This is a genomic window from Bacteroides hominis (assembly GCF_033042785.2).
GTDB classification, from domain to species: domain Bacteria; phylum Bacteroidota; class Bacteroidia; order Bacteroidales; family Bacteroidaceae; genus Bacteroides; species Bacteroides hominis.
Map to the genome: position 1 here is coordinate 195274 of NZ_CP178829.1, position 18742 is coordinate 214015.

General features: G+C 44.3%; 9 protein-coding genes and 1 rRNA gene. 6 read left to right on the forward strand and 4 right to left on the reverse strand.

Going from position 1 to position 18742, the window contains the following annotated elements:
• Positions 1 to 31: 31 nt before the first annotated feature.
• Positions 32 to 1560, reverse strand: a 16S ribosomal RNA gene (locus R3O62_RS00920).
• Between the two features lie 1600 nt (positions 1561 to 3160).
• On the opposite strand from R3O62_RS00920, the gene R3O62_RS00925 reads away from it, so the two are divergent.
• The 6 genes from R3O62_RS00925 to R3O62_RS00950 all read left to right on the forward strand — a co-directional run bounded on the left by R3O62_RS00925 (position 3161) and on the right by R3O62_RS00950 (position 12491).
• Positions 3161 to 3727, forward strand: coding sequence for an RNA polymerase sigma-70 factor (locus R3O62_RS00925; protein WP_005782513.1), 567 nt, complete (start codon positions 3161 to 3163; stop codon positions 3725 to 3727).
• 73 nt (positions 3728 to 3800) lie between these two features.
• The gene (locus R3O62_RS00930) at positions 3801 to 4769 is read left to right on the forward strand and encodes a FecR family protein (protein WP_032531340.1); all 969 of its coding nucleotides are present in this window, start codon (positions 3801 to 3803) and stop codon (positions 4767 to 4769) included.
• A gap of 184 nt (positions 4770 to 4953) precedes the next feature.
• A complete protein-coding gene (locus R3O62_RS00935; RefSeq protein ID WP_250746871.1) occupies positions 4954 to 8394 on the forward strand; it encodes a TonB-dependent receptor in 3441 nt (1146 codons plus the stop codon).
• 22 nt (positions 8395 to 8416) lie between these two features.
• Positions 8417 to 10036, forward strand: a complete 1620-nt coding sequence (locus R3O62_RS00940; RefSeq protein ID WP_250746870.1) for a RagB/SusD family nutrient uptake outer membrane protein — start codon at positions 8417 to 8419, stop codon at positions 10034 to 10036.
• 36 nt (positions 10037 to 10072) lie between these two features.
• On the forward strand, positions 10073 to 10447 hold the full coding sequence (locus R3O62_RS00945; protein ID WP_005811122.1) for a hypothetical protein: 375 nt from the start codon (positions 10073 to 10075) through the stop codon (positions 10445 to 10447).
• Between the two features lie 7 nt (positions 10448 to 10454).
• The gene (locus tag R3O62_RS00950; protein ID WP_250746869.1) at positions 10455 to 12491 is read left to right on the forward strand and encodes a BNR-repeat neuraminidase N-terminal domain-containing protein; all 2037 of its coding nucleotides are present in this window, start codon (positions 10455 to 10457) and stop codon (positions 12489 to 12491) included.
• Between the two features lie 95 nt (positions 12492 to 12586).
• Here R3O62_RS00950 and R3O62_RS00955 read toward each other — a convergent pair whose 3' ends face one another.
• From R3O62_RS00955 to R3O62_RS00965, 3 genes are all read right to left on the reverse strand, one after another.
• The gene (locus tag R3O62_RS00955) at positions 12587 to 14776 is read right to left on the reverse strand and encodes a M56 family metallopeptidase (protein WP_250746868.1); all 2190 of its coding nucleotides are present in this window, start codon (positions 14774 to 14776) and stop codon (positions 12587 to 12589) included.
• Positions 14777 to 14779: 3 nt separating this feature from the next.
• A complete protein-coding gene (locus tag R3O62_RS00960) occupies positions 14780 to 15154 on the reverse strand; it encodes a BlaI/MecI/CopY family transcriptional regulator (RefSeq protein ID WP_005782501.1) in 375 nt (124 codons plus the stop codon).
• Between the two features lie 234 nt (positions 15155 to 15388).
• A complete protein-coding gene (locus R3O62_RS00965) occupies positions 15389 to 18670 on the reverse strand; it encodes a S41 family peptidase (RefSeq protein ID WP_250746867.1) in 3282 nt (1093 codons plus the stop codon).
• Between the last annotated feature and the right edge of the window lie 72 nt (positions 18671 to 18742).

The following is an 18742-nucleotide window of genomic DNA, read 5'->3' on the forward strand; positions in this document are numbered from 1 at the left end:
CCAATGAACGTCGTTTTCAACATCGCTCCAGAAAGGAGGTGTTCCAGCCGCACCTTCCGGTACGGCTACCTTGTTACGACTTAGCCCCAGTCACCAGTTTTACCCTAGGACGCTCCTTGCGGTTACGTACTTCAGGTACCCCCGGCTCCCATGGCTTGACGGGCGGTGTGTACAAGGCCCGGGAACGTATTCACCGCGCCGTGGCTGATGCGCGATTACTAGCGAATCCAGCTTCACGAAGTCGGGTTGCAGACTTCGATCCGAACTGAGAGAGGCTTTTGGGATTAGCATCCTGTCACCAGGTAGCTGCCTTCTGTACCCCCCATTGTAACACGTGTGTAGCCCCGGACGTAAGGGCCGTGCTGATTTGACGTCATCCCCACCTTCCTCACATCTTACGACGGCAGTCTCTCCAGAGTCCTCAGCATGACCTGTTAGTAACTAAAGATAAGGGTTGCGCTCGTTATGGCACTTAAGCCGACACCTCACGGCACGAGCTGACGACAACCATGCAGCACCTTCACAGCGGTGATTGCTCACTGACATGTTTCCACATCATTCCACTGCAATTTAAGCCCGGGTAAGGTTCCTCGCGTATCATCGAATTAAACCACATGTTCCTCCGCTTGTGCGGGCCCCCGTCAATTCCTTTGAGTTTCACCGTTGCCGGCGTACTCCCCAGGTGGAATACTTAATGCTTTCGCTTGGCCGCTTACTGTATATCGCAAACAGCGAGTATTCATCGTTTACTGTGTGGACTACCAGGGTATCTAATCCTGTTTGATACCCACACTTTCGAGCATCAGTGTCAGTTGCAGTCCAGTGAGCTGCCTTCGCAATCGGAGTTCTTCGTGATATCTAAGCATTTCACCGCTACACCACGAATTCCGCCCACCTCTACTGTACTCAAGACTGACAGTATCAACTGCAATTTTACGGTTGAGCCGCAAACTTTCACAACTGACTTACCAGTCCACCTACGCTCCCTTTAAACCCAATAAATCCGGATAACGCTCGGATCCTCCGTATTACCGCGGCTGCTGGCACGGAGTTAGCCGATCCTTATTCATATTATACATACAAAACAGTATACATACTGCACTTTATTCTAATATAAAAGAAGTTTACAACCCATAGGGCAGTCATCCTTCACGCTACTTGGCTGGTTCAGGCTCACGCCCATTGACCAATATTCCTCACTGCTGCCTCCCGTAGGAGTTTGGACCGTGTCTCAGTTCCAATGTGGGGGACCTTCCTCTCAGAACCCCTATCCATCGAAGGCTTGGTGAGCCGTTACCTCACCAACAACCTAATGGAACGCATCCCCATCCTTTACCGGAATCCTTTAATAATGAAACCATGCGGAATCATTATCCCATCGGGTATTAATCTTTCTTTCGAAAGGCTATCCCCGAGTAAAGGGCAGGTTGGATACGTGTTACTCACCCGTGCGCCGGTCGCCAGCAAAGAAAGCAAGCTTTCTTCCTGATGCCCCTCGACTTGCATGTGTTAAGCCTGTAGCTAGCGTTCATCCTGAGCCAGGATCAAACTCTTCATTGTAAAAGTATTGTTATATATCCCGTAAGGGATAATATTAGCTCTGTTCAGGATGTCGAAAATTTATTGACGGTCATTTTTTCATATACCTATATAATAAGTATTGACGGTTCTAAATTTACTTGTACTACTTGTATTGTTTATCAATTTTTCAAAGAACTCTTCTTTTCGATTGTGCTTCGTTTCAAAAGCGGGTGCAAAGGTAAAAGGTTTATTTTAAAACACCAAATGTTTTGGAAGTTTTTTTTAAATGTTTTTCCCGGTCTGTTCTCTGGCTCTCTTAGCGAAAGGAAAAGGCACCGGAATAAACGCCTTTTATCGCGAATCGGACTGCAAAGATAACGAATTTTAATATTAAACTCCAAAGAAAAAGGAGATTATTTTTGTTGTTCGTTAAGGCAATCAATACGCACTTGCAACATGTCAATTTCAATCGGCTCTCCCTCTCTTGGAAAGCGGGTGCAAAAATACGCGATTTACCAATACAAGGCAAATATATAAGGAAGTTTTTTTGAATAAAAATATAAATTTAGATGTAAAGGACTGAGGGAGAGGTAGGTTTTAGAGCATACTTTAAAAAGAAGGGAAAAGGGAGGGCCAAGGGAGACACATTATTATAATATATAGAGGGGGAATACTTGGAAAACAAGGAGGGGGGGATTCATTGGGGAGGGAGGGGAATCTCTGTGTTGGGAACGAACCGCCAGGCGGTTTCAAATTTCTCCGGGGGATATGGGAAAGGGATTCTCAGGAGGCACCAGGATAAATGTGTAGCTGGGTCAGCAGTTAAATATCATTGATAATCAGAAGAGTATATTTACCTGAATTTTATTCTTGATGTAAAGCCATTTACCCGGGCATGTAAAAGCATTTACCTCAGCATGTAAAGCCATTTACCTCGGCATGTAAAAGCGTTTACCCCGGTTGGTAAATGGAACCCGCATTCGAGGTTACGGGGGTCCACATTGGGAGTTAGCGTCAAGGCAACGCATTCTTCGGACAGACCATGCTTGAGGGAAAGCGCCGGTGAAAGGAAAGGCGGAAGAAAGGGAATAGCGGACAGGGAATGGGGCGGACGGGGGACAAAGAATATCCCAAGCGGCAAATAACAAAGGACTTCCGGAAAAAAGCAGAACATTTTCAAGCAAACAAGCGGGGATATGAAAATGCTTTTTAAGGGAAAAACTGACAAGAAACAGAAAGTATACTTCTGAATACGAGTGAATTAGGAAAGTTTTTCAAGCGATGGCAGAGGGTGGAAGATGGAAGATGAAGGTGGAAGATAAATGACCTAAAAACGCGATCTTCCACCGTATCAACTAAATGATAATCAGACCAAAAGATTGGAAAAGGTGGAAGATGGAAGATAGAAATACCTTTCACGGATGAGAGGACAGAAAAGGCACTGTCCACGATTTTACCCCTATTCAACCGTATTCCAATAAAAAAGAGCATTTTCCGAAAAAACATATTAAAGAAAGATGCTTCACAATAAGCAAAATAAAAATTAAAACTACTCTCCTACATTGCAAACTATTTAGTTAGATTTGCAATCTAAACATATCTTATACTATAGACAAAAGAAATAAGTCCGCTAAAAAGAATGCAGCCTAATCATCTACTGGAAACACAGAAAAGCTTTTCAGACATATATTCTATATATTATGTAAGAATGCTCCGCTTCTCACAAACCTATGTCATTGCAGAAGAGGATGCAGAAAACATAGTGCAGGATACCTTTCTTTATCTGTGGGAACATCTGGACCTACTGAAAGACATAGAACATCTGGATGCCTTTCTTTTCACACTGATCAAAAACAGATGTTTAAACTTTCTGAAACACCAGTCGTATATTCAGGCTAAAACCTGTTCACTGAAAGCAGACGAAGAGTTGGAATATCAACTGAACCTATATGCTTTGGAACAGTTCGACGAAGCTGTCTCCTCCATTCCGGAAGTAGAAAATCTATTAAGCCAGACAATGCAAAAGTTACCTGAACGTTGCAGAGAAATTTTTCTCCTCAGCCGGATAGAAGGATTAAAATATAAAGAGATAGCCGAGCGTCTGAACATATCCGTCAATACTGTTGAAAATCAAATATCTATCGCATTGCGTAAACTCAGATCAGAACTTAAAGACTATCTTCCCTTACTTGTTTTTATTATTTAGAAGATTTTTTTATATTTCCTTTGGTGGTAAATGCATCCCCGATTGTCTTTACTGTAAAACCACTCAAGGAACCATGAATGATGAACTAAAAAAATACTTCACAGGTGCCATGTCAGCCGCCGAAAAAGCGGAATTTTTGAATAGACTCCGGAATAATCCGGAAGCTAAAAAAGAATTTGCACGCATGAAAGCTGTATGGGCCATCTCCGGACTAACATCACAGGAAGGAGACCGGGAAAAGACCGCAACAGGTATAGCTGAATTCGACAAACGACTGAAACGACGTTCTATACGCCGCTTCCGTATCGGGCTTTTAAAGTATGCAGCCGCAATCTGTCTGCTGGTCACCACTACCTGGTTTATTAGCAACAGATATGCACAGATCGGACAAAAAGACTTATATACAGAAATCAATGTCCCTAAAGGGCAGCGAGTCAACATGACTCTTCCGGACGGTACTTCCGTATGGCTAAGCCCTCAGAGTAAAATCAAAATCCCCAATGCATTCAACCGGAAGAGCCGTACGGTAGAGCTAAATGGCGAAGGGTATTTTGAGGTGACCAAAAATGCCAAAAAACCTTTTATCGTAAAAACGCAACGGTTCAACATACAAGTATTGGGTACCCGATTCAACGTATTCGCTTATGCCGGAAAAGAGAATAAGTTTGAGACCTGCCTCGTAGAAGGCCGTGTGTTGGTCTATAACAAAACCAACAGGAACGAGAAGGTATACCTCAATCCTCACGAGAAAGTATCGTTGGTAAACAACCGCATGGTAGTGTCGACCTCTAACTTCGATAATGAAGAATACCTGAAAAGCGGCATCTTTAGTTTCCGTTCAAAACCCTTCGGAGAGATTCTGAATTACCTGACCCTGTGGTACAACGTACAGTTCAAATTCACCGGAGATGTGAAGCTGGATGAACGAATCTCCGGTAAAATCCGGCAAAGCGAGGATGTGGACAATATCCTGATAGCCCTGCAAGGAGTATACCACTTCAAATTCAAAAAAACAGATGACGAGCATTATGAGATTTATTAAATACCAATGTCTAACCTTTAAAAACAAATCAGCACTATGACTTAGATATTTTTCACCCCAACAATGGATAGTGTGACAAAAAAGGGTGAGCGCTACCAACACTCACCCCCGAAAGAGTCAATACTATCTTTTATCCATCTCGAAATAGACCTATAGTATTAATCTTTAAACGTACGACAAAGTTATGAAAAAAAACTTGTTGCAGCAATGGTATGTCCATCAACAACTTGAATTAACACATATTATACGAATTATGAAACTGTCCGTGTTCTTTATATTCGTTTTTCTCTTTCAGCTCCAGGCTGGTAACGTAAAATCGCAGGAGGCTCGTGTAACTCTCTCCAAGAGTAGTCTGACTTTCGGTGAGTTAATGCGTGAAATCGAGAAACAGACTAATTATCTGTTCATGTATCGTGATGCCGAAATTGACCTTTCACAGGAAGTCGAGGTAAAAAACACCCATGCCACTGTAACGGAAATCCTGAAAACGGCACTCAGAAACAAAAAACTGACGTATAAGTTCTCCAATAACTACATTTCTCTGTATGTAGACAAAGAAAAAGCGTCCGAAACGACAATCACCCAGCAAGAGCGCAGAATCAAAATCAAAGGTGTGGTGATCGATCAGATCGGTGACCCGATTATCGGAGCCAACATTTCGCTGAAAGGGCAACCGGGAACAGGAGATATTACAAACATTGAAGGAAACTTCACGCTGGAAGTGCCAGAGAAATCAGTATTAGTGATTTCATACATCGGCTACCTGACTCAGGAAATACCGGTGAATGGCAAATCGTCTTTCAATATCCAAATGAAAGAAGACACTAAAACCCTGGACGAAGTAGTGGTAGTAGGCTATGGCTCACAGAAAAAACAGACTGTGACTGCTTCAGCCTCTACGCTAAAGGTATCTTCGCTCAAGAATGTACCTACTGCCAATCTGGCCTCCTCACTCGGAGGACGTGTCAGCGGGGTGTTGATCCAGCAAACCGGCGGTGAAGCCGGATACGATGACCCGACCATCATTATCCGTGGTTCCAGCTCACCTACCTCCTCTTCTCCCTTGATTGTAGTGGATGGTATCATCGGACGCAGTATGGCTCAACTCGACCCCAGTGAAATCGAGAGCATGACGGTATTAAAGGACGCCTCTGCCGTAGCCCCTTACGGTGCACGCGGAGCAAACGGTGTAATCCTTATCACTACAAAGCGTGGTAAAAGTGGCAAAGCACAAGTAGACTATAACTTCAAAGTAGGTTTCGGTACCCCCACCCGTATGCCTGAGATTGCCAGTTCTTATGATCATGCACGCTTCATGAATGAGGCTTGGCGCAACAAAGAAATGGATTTGGGCGAAGACCCGGGTATGTATGGCATTTATAATGAAGAGGAGTTACAGAAGTTCAGAGATGGTTCCGACCCCTACGGTTATCCTAACACGGACTGGAACAAAGAGGTATTGCTCCCTCGCGCCTGGCAACAGATGCACAGCCTGACGGCAAGCGGCGGTTCTGATAAGGTGAAATATTTTGCAGGATTCGGCTATGTGAAACAGGATGCCCTCTATGGTGACACACGTACCAATGAATCGACCTCCGGTTTCAACCGATATAACGCACGTGTGAATATAGACGCCAACATTGTGGACAAATACCTGAATCTATCGGCAGATATGGCCTATCGCCAGGAAGACAGAAACAGTATTGCCGGTAGTACTTCCGATGTATTCAATAATATGCACCGTAACCCGCAGACAGATCCGGGACGCTTTCCGGACGGCAACTTAGGTAAAGTGTCACTGGGTGTCAATCCTATCGGCCTGGCTACCGAAGGAGGTTGGGTCAAAGATCGTAAAAGTGTATTAAACACACGCTTCATGTTGGATTTCAATGTCCCGGGACTCGAAGGCCTGAATCTGAAGGGTATTTTCTCCTATGACAAAATATTCAACAGCATCAAGAGATGGACCACTCCGGTAGACTTCTATGTGTGGAACAAAATTACAGGAGAATATGACGGACACTCACCGAACCGCGAAGGTGCGGAACTGAAACAAACGTACTCTACAAGTCAGGCCATGACGTTTGAGTTCCAAGCAGCCTATAATAAAACCATTGCGCAGGATCATCAATTGGGAGCATTATTTGTATTCTCACGTTCGGAAGGAGCCGACGAAAACTTCTGGGCCTCACGTACCAAATATCGTATTTATTCCATCCAGCAACTGTTTGCCGGACCAGACAAAGACAAGGATAATAGCGGCAGTGCTTCCGAAACCGGTAAGATCGGTTCGGTATTCCGTCTGACCTACAACTATAAAGAGAAATATATGCTGGAAGCGAACGGACGCCTCGATGGTTCGGAAAAATTCCCGAAAAACAAACGTTATGGCTTCTTCCCTTCTGTATCGGCTGCCTGGCGTATATCGGCAGAACCTTTTATGGAACCCTTCTCGGAAGTGCTTAGCAATCTGAAACTAAGAACTTCATGGGGACGTGCCGGCACAGACAACATCGGACAGTTCCAATATATGTCTGCTTATGGTACAGGCGGCGATGCCGTATTCGGCGGTCAGAATCCGGAAATCGCTCCGGGATATACTGAGACCCGTTTCCCGAATCCTAACATTACATGGGAAACTTCTGAAATGTTCAATATCGGTATAGATGCCTCGTTCTTCAACGGAAAACTCAATCTGGAAGCGGATTGGTTCTATAAAAAGACAAACGACATCCTGCGTGAACGTACAGATATGCCGGCTATCCTGGGATATAAATTACCGGCTGCCAATGTAGGTAAAGTAGACAACAGAGGTATCGACCTGAACATTACGCATCGCAATCATCTGCGCGATTTCAATTATTCCGTTGCAGGTAACCTGACCTGGGCCAGAAACAAAGTGATTGACCTGCTGGAACCTGCCGGAGAGAAAAACAACCCGAGACAGCGCAGTACCGGACACTCCATGAGTCAGTACTTCGGTTACGAAGCACTGGGACTGTTCCAATCTGACGAGGAAGCCAATAACTGGCCTCAACCGCAATTCGGCAAAGCCAAGGCAGGCGACATTAAATACAAAGACCAAAACGGAGATGGCATCATCGACGCAGAAGATAAAATAGCTATCGGACGCAGCAATTATCCGGAATTGGTATACGGACTAAACCTGAATGCCGAATGGAAAGGTTTTGATGTAACCTTCTTCTTCCAGGGGGCAGCGTTGGCAGACTTTTACTACAATGGTTACCTGGCCTTCCCATACATAGAGGGACGCGGAGGAGCTTTGCTTGAACATCACATCGGTAACACCTGGACACCAGAGAATCCGAAAGCGGAATTTCCACGCCTGTATTACGGAGGCAACGCCAATAACCAGTTGTTTTCTTCCTTCTGGATGCGTAATGGTTCATACCTCCGCCTGAAGAATGTAGAAATAGGTTACGACTTCAAGAAACTGCTACTGTCCAAGGTATCCGAAATTCAAGGATTGCGTCTTTACTTCAGCGGTTCTAACCTGCTGACCTGGTCGCAAATAAAATATTTCGATCCTGAGTTGCGCTCTACTGACGGAAGTGCTTATCCTCAAATGAAAACCTTTGTGTTTGGTGCTAACATTACATTCTAAACTTAAAAATTGAAACGTGATTATGAAAAAGATAAATACAGCCCTGTTCTGCATATTTGTATTGCTCTTCTGTTCGTGCGATGTATTGAACAAAGCTCCACTGGACGAAATCGCCGACGATTCTTTCTGGTCGGACGAAACACTGGTGAAATATTACGTGAACGATCTATATAGTGAAATTTCCGTAGACGGACAGCAATTACAGGAAAACCGAAGTGACAATTCTGTCTCAGCACAACGGGATAAATGGCGTGCAAGCTATTTCAAATTCAACTATGATATGGTCAGCGCTTCCGACCCTCAGGATGACGATGTATGGGAAGATTATTACGTAAAGGTACGTAAATGCAACCGTTTTTTCGAACGAATCGGTACGTCTACCATCGAAGAAAGCGAGAAGTCAAGACTTACGGGAGAAGTTCACTTCTTGCGTGCCATGTTCTATTTCGAAATGGTAAAGCGATATGGCGGTGTCATTCTACTGGATAAAGTACTCACCATGGAGGATAACTGGGAAATTCCCCGTTCGTCCGAGAAAGAATGTTATGACTTCATTCTGGACGACCTCAAAAAGGCAACCGAAATGTTGCCGGCGTCTTATGGTTCAAGAGAAAAGGGACGTGCCACCAAAGGTGCTGCTTATGCACTGAAATCAAGAGTGGAACTGTATGACAAACGCTACGAAGACGTGATCAAGAGTTGTGCCGAAGTATACAAACTGGGATATGAACTGGTAGATGGCACTACTCCGGAAAAATACCGCTCTATCTGGTGGACTACCAACAAAGATAACAAAGAAATCATCTTCGACATCCAATACAAAAGCCCGGATGTCTACAACAACATGATGGTGTGCAACATGGTGACGTATATCAACGATAAATATGGTGATCGCGGATGGGGTGGCCTCGGCCCGACCCAAGAACTGGTTGACGCATTTGAAATGGCAGATGGCTCACCTGCCACGCAATACTCACAGGCTCCCGCCGATCAGGTATTCGACATCAATACTTGTGGCATCTATGAAGGACGTGAACCAAGATTCTATGCCAACATCGTTTTCCATGGTTCCCAGATTTTCTTCAATGCAGATAAGGGTGCTGTAACTGTAGACCGCTATCTGATGGATACTCCTGATAAAGGCGATGGTTCACTTACCGGATACAATGTTTGGAAATGGATCGATTATGATAACTATAACTATCCGTACGCAGGCGCCAGCAGTCCGGACTTCAGTACCAACTGGATCATCCTCCGTTACGCAGAGATTTATCTGAATGATGCAGAAGCGCGCCTTGAAACCGGTGATGTAGAAGGTGCCCGGAAAGCTGTCAATGTGATTCGTCAACGAGTAGGCTTACCTGCGCTTACGGAATCCGATCCGGCAAAATTGCGTGAACTGATTCGGAAAGAGCGCCGCATCGAGTTTGCTTTCGAGGAACAACGTTTCTACGACGTACGCCGCTGGAAAGTCGGTCCCGAAACCCAAACGACCCTGCATGGAGTGCGCTTTGTCTCACCGACGGAATTTAAGATAACCAAAACAGACATCCGTACCTGGAATGACCGTTTGTACCTGACACCGATTCCTCACGACGAGATTGTCCGCTCCAGCGTACTGACACAAAACCCGGGATATTAACGATTGATTTCATCACATTTTAAATATAGCATGATTATGAATAAAATAATTTCTATACTGATTTGCTGCTTTGTTGCCGGCTGCCTCTTTGTCTCGTGTGAACAACCCGACATACCGGACGTACCGAATTATGACAAAACGGAAATATTGACTTTTAAAGTGTATAACCAGGATAAAGAAGAGATCGGTACCCCTGTTATTCTTTCGGATGAAGGTATCGTCTCCATTACCGTAGAAAACGGCACTGACCTGTCCAATGTCTTTGCCACCTGCACACTCTCTTCCGGAGCCACCCTGTCTCCTTCACTCGGAGGCTATCAGGACTGGAGTGGACTGAGCAAAGAGTTTACTGTAATTTCGGCCAGTGGTAAACGTTCAAAACCATGGACCGTGACTTTCAAAACCAAATAAATTCATAATGAAATATGTAATAATATTCATCCTCTGCATCTGCTGCTCCCTGCAGATGCAGGGTAAACTTCCTGCCTCAAAAGGCGGGAAGTCTAATCTCGCCCTCTGCCTCGACGGGAAAGACAATAACGTACGGACAGGTATGGGAATTCTGGAACCTTCGTGGACCTTGGAGTCCTGGATTAAAGGTAACGACTGTAAATGGGACAGTCTTGAAGTTATCATCGGAGGAGGTGAATACAGTGAATTGAACTGGGTGGACTATCTGCCTTTGGTCGTAAAAGAAGGCAAACTTCACTCTACCCGTGCCAATCTTTCGGCACCGGAAGCATTGGATGACCAATGGCACCATGTGGCACTGGCTTGTGACGGAAAGCAGACCATACTTTATCTTGATGGAAAACAAGTGGCCAAAGCCGATACGGCAATTTCCATCCTTCCCGGTGCTATCGGAGTTCACGATGTATATTATACTTTCGGCGGATTGATTGATGAAGTACGCATTTGGCGCAAAGCTTTACCGGAACAAACGATCCGTCAATGGATGAATCGCCCCGTAGAAGCCAGTCATCCCGCTTTTAAATCCTTGTGGGGATATTATAACTTCGACGACCTGAAAGAAGAAACATCCATCAATTGGGTAGGCAAAGGACATCAGGCTTACCATATCCGCAATGGGCGCAACAAATACAATGGAAAAGCTCCGCTGGCTTATGCAGTCTCTAACGATAATACCGCATTTAAAGAGTATGACGGAAAACAACAGTTATTCAATGCCGTAGTCATCCAAAGTGAATGGGATGTGGATCAAGGAAGCAAAGACGACCAGGCACTAAAACTGAGAATAGCCGTACAAGGTTCCCGGAAACCGCTGAAACTGACAGAGCTGAAACTCGATTTCACCGGCACGACCACTCTTGCAGATATTGAGCAAATCCATATTTATTCTACCGGGAGTGAGGCACGATCCGTGCAACGCAAAGAACTGTTTGGCAACGGGCATACCCCCGAACAGTCAATGACTCTCTGCCCGGAGCAGGGAGAAGAGATCCTGTTACAACCGGGGATCAACTATTTCCTTCTTACATTCGACGTCAGAAAAGAGGCAACTCCCGGACATACATTATATGCCTCCGTACCTTCTTTCCGCCTAAACGGAAAACAGTATATTCCCGAAACAGCTACCGAAGAGGTCCGTAAACAAGTGACTTGCAACAACCAAACACATTCCAATATAGTAAAAGTGCTTCAATGGAACATCTGGCATGGAGGTATTCATCTGGGTAACGAGGGGCAGCAGCGAGTATTCGACCTGATCCGAAGCACCCATGCAGACGTGATCATGATGCAAGAAGCATATGGCATCCAACAAATGCTGGCAGATTCATTAGGGTATCATCTCAAAACCCATTCTCTTAAAGACAACCTGGCCATGTACAGCCGCTTTCCGTTGGAACCCATAGCATGGCGGGAACCCTTCAAATCGAACCCAGCCAAAATAACCTTACCAAACGGTAAGCGGATAATGCTTGTAGACTGTTGGCTTCGTTATGCCTACCGCCCGGAATATACAAGTGGTTACGCTGAGAAAGGACTGGATCCTTCTGTCTGGGTCGCTGAAGATTCCATATTGGCACTGCCCGATATCCGCAATATCTATACAAAGGATATTGTACCGAACCAGGAAACAGACATGCCGGTCATTATCACCGGTGACTTCAACTCGTGTAGCCATCTTGACTGGACAGAACGAGCCAAACCATTGCATCACGGATACGGTCCGGTGGCTTTCCCCGCTTCCCGCTATATGTTGGAAAATGGTTTCAAAGATAGTTTCCGTGAGAAGAATCCGGACGAAGTTGCATATCAGGGAGGCACTGTTGCCGCCATCTACGGGCAAATGCAAATGTCCCGTATCGATTTCATCTATTATAAAGGAGGGCTGAAAGTATTATCATCCAAAATAGTACGTACGGCTCCCGAGATAGATTATGTGTGGGCATCAGACCATGCAGCGGTACTTACCGTCTTTGAGGTTGAATAAAATGATAAGCACGGATCGTGCAGATTCCACAGAATCAAGAGTATCTGTTTATCTGCCACATCCGTGCCTAAAATAGATCAATACTGTAGAGCAGGCTACAATATAATGCGTTTATAGGGTTCCTTCTGATAATCTTTAATCTTTACTTTCCGCCAATCCCAGCTGCTTCCATTGCTTGGTGAAATAACTCCGGCATCCGGATATTTATTATAAAGATCGATTGTTTTTACTTTCTTTGGCAACTTCGGGAAAACGAGTGTCAACAACACAGAACGTCCTTCACAGCCTTCTACCCACAGTAATTTATTCATTGCAATGCCATGCGCCTCTTCCAGAATCGGATATTCATCACCTGTTCTGGAATCAACAAGACACAATCCCTTACCTATGACCAACCAATGACGGTCAAAATGAATAGGTATATTCAAGACAACCAACGTCTTCTCCGGTAAAGTTTCAATTTTCTGAATTCGAGACCTTCCGTCACCCCGGCGTGAAGAAACGGCTAATTGACTTGCATTAAGAGTTACTTCTTCCAATTTATCGGAACGCAGTGGACGCCCCTCTCTATCATACTCAGCTATTCGGGCGGCAGTCGGAAGGAAATCGTCAACTTTCAGATTCTCCAACCTCCATGAACTGCCATTGGGAGGTGTCAATCCCCTTTCTTCCGGGAAACAATCGCGGATACTAATCTTTTTTACCTTTCGGTCAAGAGGAGGAAAGACCAGTGTAAATTCCAGCATTTGCTTTTCTTGTCCCACAACCCAATAAGTCTGATTTAGTTCAATTCCGCGGGTAAGTGAACGAATCTTATAAACATCTTTCGTATCTTCGTCTACTATGGACAATCCCTTTTCGAACTGTAACCAGTGCCGGTCATAATATATCGGTATGGCCAAAGTAACGCGTGTATCTTCTTTCGTCCGTTCAATAAAGCGTACATATATACTTCGTTTATACGGTGCACGCGACAATACAACCTGATCTGCAGGTAAATCGACGCCAACAGTATAATCAGCCTCTTTTCCGTGCAGAGAAGTCTGATTCGGTTTCTCCTCCGAGAGCGTATCCAGCATTTTCGATACAGGAGTTGTAACCTTAGCAAGTAGTTGACTGGATCCGGATTTAACTAAATGCGCCTCTCCCGACTGTATGTAATGAACTATCTTTGGGGAGTCCAAAAGCAGAAAACACTCTTCATCACCTACGCTATCCATCTTTTTTTCGTTAGATACGACTTCGGGAGTTTCTGCTTTCATCGAAACAGATACCATCGGCAATACAGGTTCAATCAGAACCGGCTTTTCCGTAAAAGAAAATAAAGCCAATACACCCGCACACAAAGGAAGCAACGCTATTTTGCGCACTCCGGCGAAACGTTCTTTATATTGATGTTTCATCATGATAAATCGTTTTTTAATTAATGAATTATGAAAACCATTTGCAACCTTCGGGCTGTATCCCATCAACTCTTCGAATAAGATGCTTTGATATTCAAATAATTCAATCTCACCGGAAAGCAAACAACGGTCCACTTGAAATTCATGGAGAGCCCGCAGTTCACGCTTTACCAGCCAGACAAACGGATTAAACCAACATAAGATGGATAAACCTTCAATAAATAAAGTGTCCCGATAATGATGATTACGAATATGTGCCTTTTCATGGAGCAGAACTATACGCAACACTTCTCCTTCTAACTTCCGATTGATAAAGATCATCCGGTAAAACGAGAATGGTGAAACGACTTCATTGTTACGCACGATACAAATCCCATCAGCCTCCATCGTACAACTTCCCCAACGCTTCAAACGCCAGATACGTGCCATTTCGACCAATAAATGCATCAAAAGGACAAATACTCCCAATCCATATACAATCCAGACTATTTGCCAGTAATCCCACGAAGCATAAAAAGGTTCTTCCGCTATTTCTTCTTCCACTCGGGGTACAATTGCTTCACTAACCTCCGCCTGCACTGCTGCGAGCGTATCCGGTTGTATCCCATCATTTTCTACTTGTACCAATGAAGTCTTATCCATTTGTATTTCTTGCTTTACAACCACCCGTTCCATCTTTATCGGCCGCACCACCTCCACCGGATAAACCGGGATGCGTACCACCGATACAGCTCCGGCCAGCAGTACCGAAAAAAGCAAATAATTCCGGCACTGGTTAAACGGGGCTTTTCGATCGAACAACAAGTAATAGCACAGCCATAACACAAATGAAGCTCCTATGAAACGAAGAATAGCCCATTCGTTACAATCAATATCGATCATACCTTATTCCTTTTTGTTTTCCTTCAACATTTCAATCAGTTCGTCGATCTCCTGTACCGACATCTTTTCTTTTTTGGTAAAGAACGAAACCATCGCCTTCACCGAACCACTGAAAAAGTTATCTACGACCCGGTTCATAAAACGATTCGTATAGCTCTCTTTTGAAACCAACGGATAATACTGATAATTCTTTCCGAAACTACGATAAGCTACAAAGCCTTTGTTTTGCAATACACGCAGTACGGTAGACACTGTATTATACGCCGGACGCGGCTCTTCCAAATCCTGTAAGATTTCATTCACAAAAGCATTTTCTTTCCGCCAAAGCACCTGCATGATCTGGAGTTCTGCTTTTGTCAATTCTTTCTGTTCACTCATACCAAGTAATTTTAGATTATACTTCTATTCATCAAGTATTTGGGATACAACCTGAATGGAATGGCACAAATATATAACTATAAATATAGACACAAAACTATATTTATAGTATTTCACATTAAAAAGCAAGTATTTAACAATAAATAGATCATTTTATCCACATAATAAGAAAAGGCCACCTTTAAACAAAGGTGACCTCTCCATTTTAATCGAGCATAAAACGCAATTACCCCATCATTTCTTCGGCAGCTCCTTCAACAAGCAATCTACCGCAGCTTTCAATTGTGCATCTTCTCCCTTCAACGAAGCAGAAGGTTCATTATAAATCAGCACATCCGGTTCGAGTGTCTGATTTTCCAGATAGTTACCCTGCATATCCATGCAGCCTACCTGCGGAATACCAAATACAAGACTCGGATCAATCTGGCGTTCCCACCATACAGCTGTCATAGTTCCGGCTACAGGAGTACCTACCAGTTTACCGATACCTAATGTCTTATATACATAAGGAGTACCATGCGCATTACTGTAATTGTCTTCACAAACAAGCATACATGAGGGCTTCAGCCACTTATTGAACGGATCGCTACCTATATATTGTCCGCGAGGAACAAAACGCTGATATTCTTTGCCACTAAGGAGAGTCACCACATCGTCGTGCAACCAACCACCACCATTGTGGCGAACGTCTACAACTACGGCTTCTTTGTTACGGTAGCGCCCCAACAGTTCGGAGTACATCTTACGGAAACTCTGACTATCCATGCCCTTGATATGTACATATCCCAAACGACCGCCTGATAACTCTTCTACTTTCTTGCGATTGCGCTCTACCCATCGTTTATACAGCAATTCGCGCTGCGCACCGTAACTAATCGCCTTCACTGTCTCTTCAAAATGCTTTTTTGTAGCAGGATCGTAAACAGAAAGCAGCACTTTACGCCCTACTTTTCCTTCAAATAACGGGAAATAATCTTCTCCTTTTTTGATTGGAGTACCATCTACTTTTTCAATGATACAACCCGGCTTTACATCTGTTTTCTTCAAAGTGAAAGGACTCTGCTCTATGATTTCCTTTATTTTCAACCCGTCACCGGTATAAGTATCGTCATAAAATACCCCCAATGAAGCTGTAGGTAACGCCCCTCCTACACCAGAGTACCGAGCTCCGGTATGTGAAGCATTCAACTCTCCGAGCATCTCGCTCAGCAGTTCGGCAAAGTCATAATTATTGTTGATATGTGGCAGGAACTTTTCATAAGTCTTCTTATACAAAGGCCAGTCTACTCCCTGCAAATCCTTCACATAGAACTTATCGTCTACCTGCTGCCAAACATGATCAAAAATGTAAGCACGTTCACCACCCGGCTGATAGTCGAAGAAAGATTCAAATGCAATAGGCGTTGTCTTGCTACCGGCTATTTCAATTTTCTTCATACCTCCACCGGTACACATAAAGATATTCTCACCTTTCTTATCGGGCAACAGCGAACCGCCTCCGACACCTTTCAACAGAATCTTTGTTGAATTCTCTTTCAAATCGTGTTCCCACAAATCATAACCGCTTTCAAACGCTGCCAGATAATAGAGCTTATCACCTTTCGGAGTCAAAACAGCATCACCCATGAAAGAAGAGTTGACAGTCAGACGCACAATACGATCGAATCGATTATCAAGATCGAATTTCAGTGGCTTCACTTCCTCCTTCTTTTCTTCCTCTCCATCCTTCTTACCTTTGGCGTCTTTTTTCTTATCACCTTTTTTATCTTCTTTCTTTTTCTTCTCAGCTTTTTCTTTCTCAGCCTTTTCCGCTTTCTCGGCTTCTTCAAGCAAAGCAAGGTCTTCCTTATTCATGCGGAAACGATCGTAAGCATCTACATCAAAAAACATGATGTAAGCGTCATATTGAGCACCCCAGCTGCCATGACTACGGTATCCGGCACGGTCACTGAACCAGACCATTGCTTTGCCACCCAGAACCCATTTCGCATTTCCGTCTGAGTAACCGCTTTCGGTCAGATTATGCATTTCTCCCTTACCGTCGGCGTTCAGCAGCACAATATCTTTATTGTTCCAGCCACCGATACCAATAAATTCGGAAAGAATCCATTTACTATCCGGACTCCACTCAAACGACTGATCACCATCACTGTACGAATACTGATACTGGGCATCCATTACCGTACGTACCTTCTTAGTTTTGAGATTGATGACGCGAATTGCCGTACGGTTTTCAAGGAAAGCAACTTCTTTTCCGTCCGGGCTATACTTCGGATTGAACGAAGCTATATCCGAATTGGTCAGACGTTCTTCTTTTAACTCTGTAGCATACGTGAACTGTTTCTCATCTTTCCGCACGATACTTGAAGTATAGAGCTGCCAGAGTCCGCCACGTTCCGAAGCATACACCAAGCTACGCCCGTCGGGTGCAAAATCGATTCCACGTTCCTGGCAAGGAGTGTTCGTTATCTGTTTTGTCGTTTTATATTCTACCGAAGTCACATACACATCTCCTCTCAAAATGAAAGCAACCTCTTTACCATCAGGAGATACAGCCATTTCAGTAGCCCCACTGGTCTTTATCTGGCGAATCAAATCTTTATCATTTCTGTCTGACAGAATTTTCACAGATACTTTCTGCGACTTACCACCGGGAGTCAACGTATAAATCTCACCATCAAAACCATAACAAAGATTACCATTGGAAGCCATACTGAGGAAACGTACCGGATGCTGCGTGTGATGCGTCACCTGCTTGGATGCATTCGATCCCGGAATACGCTGGTAGATATTGAACGAACCATTCTCTTCACTCAAATAGTAGAACGACTTTCCGTCCGGTGCCCATACCGGTTCACGGTCTTCACCGATGAAAGTGGTTTGTTTTTCATAGCGTGGAGTCTGTCCAGGCTGAAGCATCCATATATCACGGGCAATCGGTGACTTCTGGTGCTTACGCCAGTAATCCTCATATCCTTTTTTATCTTGATAAAGAATAGCCCCTTCCTTATTAATGGAGATGCACTCCATCGGCATAGATGAAAACATCACAGGACGTCCTCCCGTAACCGGAATCTGATATATCTGCTGGAATTGTCCATTCGAAGGAAAACCAGCATCTTCGGCAGAAGGCATGATGTCGGCAGTAAATAAGAGCTGTCCCGCATCACTGAAAGCTACCGGAGTTTCGCTGCCCGAGAAAGTGGTCAGGCGGCGAGGCTCGCCTCCTTCTTTCGACACAATGAATACATCCAGACTTCCCATACGGTCGGACGCAAATGCAATCTGTTTACTATCGGGACTCCAAATCGGGGTTGTATCAAAAGCCGGATTGGTAGTGATCTGTGTAGCTTTGCCACCGGACACCGGTACTGTGAAAATATCACCTTTATAGGTGAAAGCAATGGTAGTTCCATCGGGAGAGATAGCACAATGACGCATCCACAACGGACCCTCTTGTGCCCAAAGTGCTCCGGCAAACAAAAGAGCCGCAGCACTCATGAAGAGTTTTCTCATAATGTATTATTTAAGTATATTAAAAAGCAAACCTCACAGCCCTTTTGAAAAGAGTTGTGAGGTCCGCATATT